Source organism: Serratia sp. HMSC15F11, assembly GCF_001808215.1.
Classification (GTDB): domain Bacteria; phylum Pseudomonadota; class Gammaproteobacteria; order Enterobacterales; family Enterobacteriaceae; genus Serratia; species Serratia nevei.
The window spans coordinates 296-3,788 of the sequence record NZ_KV792514.1 but is presented as its reverse complement, the minus strand read 5'-3'; the positions used below and the strand labels follow the sequence as shown (position 1 = coordinate 3,788).

The following is a 3,493-nucleotide window of genomic DNA, read 5'->3' as shown; positions in this document are numbered from 1 at the left end:
CGCCCAGCCCGCTCAGATGATAAAGGCGGTACCGTTCTTATGTCAGTGCAGGCCCCTTCTCCAGCATCTGCGTCGCCATCGCGTGACGGAACAAGTGGCAACTCCCTTTGTCGATACCTGACGCTCACGGCACCACGGCCATTGTGATGTCGTGAGCCCCGCTACCTTACTTCAATGTCTTTAATAACTCATCCAGTAGTTCAGAAGCATCGTGTTTATATTCTGACTCCCAACGCGTTTGCCAGTCTGCGGGACGGCCTTCACTCTCCCATTCAGACAGGGCAAGTGCGTTGATAATTTCTAGTTCAAACCATATTTTCTGATAATTATCTCTATTGTGCTCATCTTCAAATAGCTCATTTAGCTGAGGCAAATCTTCTGCGTAGCTGACGAACCTCGCAAAGCTAATGACATCATTTAATGAATTAAGCGCATACTCACAGATATCATTCTTCTTATTTATCGCCATATTTAACCGTGACCACTCTATCAGATTCGTTTGTAACTACGGATACTTTATCTCAGGATCAAAGTGTACTGTTGTTCCACCTCGGCTGGGCGTTGATTTACCATTTTTAATCGTATTTTCGACAACAGAAGGGGTTATTCCTCGATCCTGCATTCTATCTAAGGCGTGCCCTGAATATTCTCGATTTCTGATCGTACCCGGCTGATTCCTTACAGGTTGATAAGATGGGTTACTTGGCTGATTCATCGGATTGCGCTTACTTCCCATTGGGAGATTGGCAGATACTTCATCACTGGCCTTGTTTATCAGCCTGGACGCTTCAGCGACATCCCCCTTCTTCAGCGCCGTTTCTGCTGCCTTGATCGCCTTACCTGCTGCATCTCCAGCTCCAGGAATGATGCCTATCGCCGCAACCAGATAATCCAAAGCACTCTGAGCTTCCGCAAAACTCTTGATATCCCCTACCACCGGCACAAAATCTGCACCTGTCGACAGGATATCTTTCAGCTCTTCCCGGCGTTCAGTATACATCTTCACCGAGCACGCTTCCGCGCTCATTCCGGCACAGTTTTGCTGCTTATAGCGCTCGTTTTCTGCATCGACACGCTCTTCGGCTACCTGCTGAGGAGTCTTACCCTGAGATATAGCGTCAACAATATCACTCAGCGCGTTATTCTCAACCGCATTCTTCCCGGCCTGCCCGCCGGTCACCGCTCCCGCAGTACCCCCCGTCGCCAGCCCGCCTGCAAGCCCTGCGGCCAATTGGCTCAGCGCGCTCACCTGTTGCTTCTCGCTTTCGCTCAGCTGCTCTGCCGTCTTGTCCGGGAACAGCTGGCCGGCAATGTAGCGCGCCGCCAGTTCCCCGCCGCCCGCGCCCAGTCCGCCTGCTGCGGCCGACTGGTTGTTCAGCTGCTCCTTTAAAAACCTGTCAAGAGTAAAACAGTAAAAATAACTCCATTGCAGAGCACTCCATAATGGAGTATTGCCAACTGGGTTATGTAAAACAGGGAGTATCCTCATGGCAACACTTACCCAACAGCAGCGTCATGCCATGAACACTAAAGATGAACGGTTCTTCAAGGAACTCGGCGCACGGATTGCGCTGGCAAGGAAGGAACTCCAGTTAACACAGCAACAACTGGCCGAACAGTTGGGGATTGCCCAACAGACGATGGCGCATTACGAAGGGGGACGGTTGAAGGTATCGGCCTCACTGCTGCCGCAGTTGGCGCAGATACTCAACCTTTCGCTGGATGAGTTGCTGGGGCTGCCTGCAAGACGCAACGCCAAGCGCGGCCCGACATCACGACTGGAACAACAGATTGAGATTATCAGCCAGTTACCCAAGACCAAGCAGAAGTTTGTCACCGAGATGCTGGATAACGTGATTGGTAAGACAGAGTAATTAACAGACGCAGGGTTGAGGTGCTCGAACACCCCACCCCCGCTAACCACAAGCAACTAGAGGAGTAGTTACCATGGCTAGAGCAGATTCTACGTCACAACCCGCCGCACCCCAAGCCCGTAAAGGCATTGTAGGCTACCGCACCAACGGCGGCAGACCCAACCCGCTACCCCAGCTCACCCTCAAGGGCCGTTGGCTGGAGCCGCTGGGTTTTACCACCGGCCAGCGGATCGAGGTGATCGCCGAGCCAGGACAGTTGATCATCAAACTGGCGAATGATGGATAACTGACTGACCTATAAAGTAAAATCCCGGCACCAAGGCCGGAATTTTTTATTAGTCGTCGTATTTAAAATCAATATTAATCTTTAAGGTCTCTACATTTACCGTTACTTCACAACCATGCCAGAACGGCTTCTCTTGAGACTTAAAATTATCTACAAAGTAATTTCTTAACTCTACAAGTAGGTCCAGTAGTCTTTCACTTGCATCAGCAGTTTCAGTTATCCAACGCTGCTCACCATTATTATCTATATAGTCATAAGTAAATTCACCGCAATCACTCTCTGGCTCCAACGTTGCACACAGAATAACTTTTACCGCATTATCAGGGGCTATTGATAGCAATATTGAACCAATATCATTATAGATTTCTTGATCAGTTCTCATTATTTCCCCCCTGGAGAATTGTTGAATACTTTTTCAATTGGGCGACCACCATCTACTGAATATACAACCTTAAATTTATCCGGCCTGACGCTGTTACCTGTATAAGATGGTTGAATATTAACCTTAACATCTTTACCTTCACTTAATGCTTTCGCCCAAGTGTTTTCCATCTGTTTCCAAGCACCTTTGTTCAGGTTTCCATCCATCGGTAACAGGTTCAATTTTTCACCAGGACCATTAAAGATACTGGCTATTAAATGTCCCCCCTCATCACCTGGATTGCCACACTTACCCGCCTTACATTGCTGATAACCATTCCGGTCTTTCGCACTAGCGCTAAGGGTTGCTTCAACCTGAGTTGGTCTGGCCAGGTTGTCAGTATGATAAGTCTTATCACCATCCACCTTATAAACCGTATTCGGTTCCGGCTTGTTCATCGCTTTGTTCCAGGCACCTTTCTTACCCGAGTCTACAACAACGATATTTTTACCTTCAGTGCCTGGGGCTGGTTTACCACCTTTACTCATCCCGCTGGTAACTGCACCCAACGCAGCACCCGCTAACAGTTCTGCCTGTTGTTTGTCGATGCCGTAAATACTCTGAAGCCTATTCGCAAACTCAGTGCTAGACACAACACCTTCGGCTTCGATCTGTTGTGCCAGCAATGAAGACATATCGTTCTTCATTTTTGACGGCACATCATCACCTAACACACGATCTATCGCTTCACGAACCAACATACCGTTTGCCGGGATATAGCCGTATTTCTCTTTACATGCTGCTGGATTGGTCGAACATACCGCGATCAGTTCCTGCTGCTGCTTCAGGCTCAGATCTTCCATTTCCTTCACGATCTGACCACAGTCACCACGCGCATCACAGCCCTTAGCCCTCGCTGCAAAATCATCTATCTGCTTGGCGCTCAGATAGTTATTCTCCACCGCATTCTTA

Annotated in this window: 5 protein-coding genes and 2 pseudogenes; 2 read left to right on the top strand and 5 right to left on the bottom strand. The window is 48.8% G+C overall.

The window, feature by feature from the left end; translation table 11 throughout:
- Positions 1-43: 43 nt before the first annotated feature.
- The 3 genes and pseudogenes from HMPREF3138_RS27350 to HMPREF3138_RS27440 form a co-directional block, all read right to left on the bottom strand.
- A pseudogene (locus HMPREF3138_RS27350) lies at positions 44-124 on the bottom strand (recombinase XerC); the annotation flags it as partial.
- Between the two features lie 42 nt (positions 125-166).
- Positions 167-469 (bottom strand): hypothetical protein, encoded by a 303-nt coding sequence (locus HMPREF3138_RS24910; protein WP_038874548.1) that lies wholly within the window; start codon positions 467-469, stop codon positions 167-169.
- Positions 456-1,381, bottom strand: a pseudogene (locus HMPREF3138_RS27440) (VENN motif pre-toxin domain-containing protein); the annotation flags it as partial. The pseudogene HMPREF3138_RS27440 and the gene HMPREF3138_RS24910, both read right to left, overlap by 14 nt.
- 106 nt (positions 1,382-1,487) lie before the next feature.
- On the opposite strand from HMPREF3138_RS27440, the gene HMPREF3138_RS24900 reads away from it, so the two are divergent.
- Both HMPREF3138_RS24900 and HMPREF3138_RS24895 read left to right on the top strand, forming a co-directional pair.
- A complete protein-coding gene (locus HMPREF3138_RS24900; protein WP_038874551.1) occupies positions 1,488-1,874 on the top strand; it encodes a helix-turn-helix domain-containing protein in 387 nt (128 codons plus the stop codon).
- A 73-nt stretch (positions 1,875-1,947) separates the two neighbouring features.
- Positions 1,948-2,160 (top strand): SymE family type I addiction module toxin, encoded by a 213-nt coding sequence (locus HMPREF3138_RS24895; RefSeq protein WP_038874554.1) that lies wholly within the window; start codon positions 1,948-1,950, stop codon positions 2,158-2,160.
- Between the two features lie 49 nt (positions 2,161-2,209).
- Here HMPREF3138_RS24895 and HMPREF3138_RS24890 read toward each other — a convergent pair whose 3' ends face one another.
- Together HMPREF3138_RS24890 and HMPREF3138_RS24885 are read right to left on the bottom strand one after the other, a co-directional pair.
- Positions 2,210-2,542, bottom strand: coding sequence for an immunity protein YezG family protein (locus HMPREF3138_RS24890; RefSeq protein ID WP_038874556.1), 333 nt, complete (start codon positions 2,540-2,542; stop codon positions 2,210-2,212).
- Positions 2,542-3,493: DNA/RNA non-specific endonuclease (locus HMPREF3138_RS24885; protein WP_246828752.1), on the bottom strand; the 952-nt coding region annotated here is incomplete at its 5' end. The genes HMPREF3138_RS24890 and HMPREF3138_RS24885, both read right to left, overlap by 1 nt.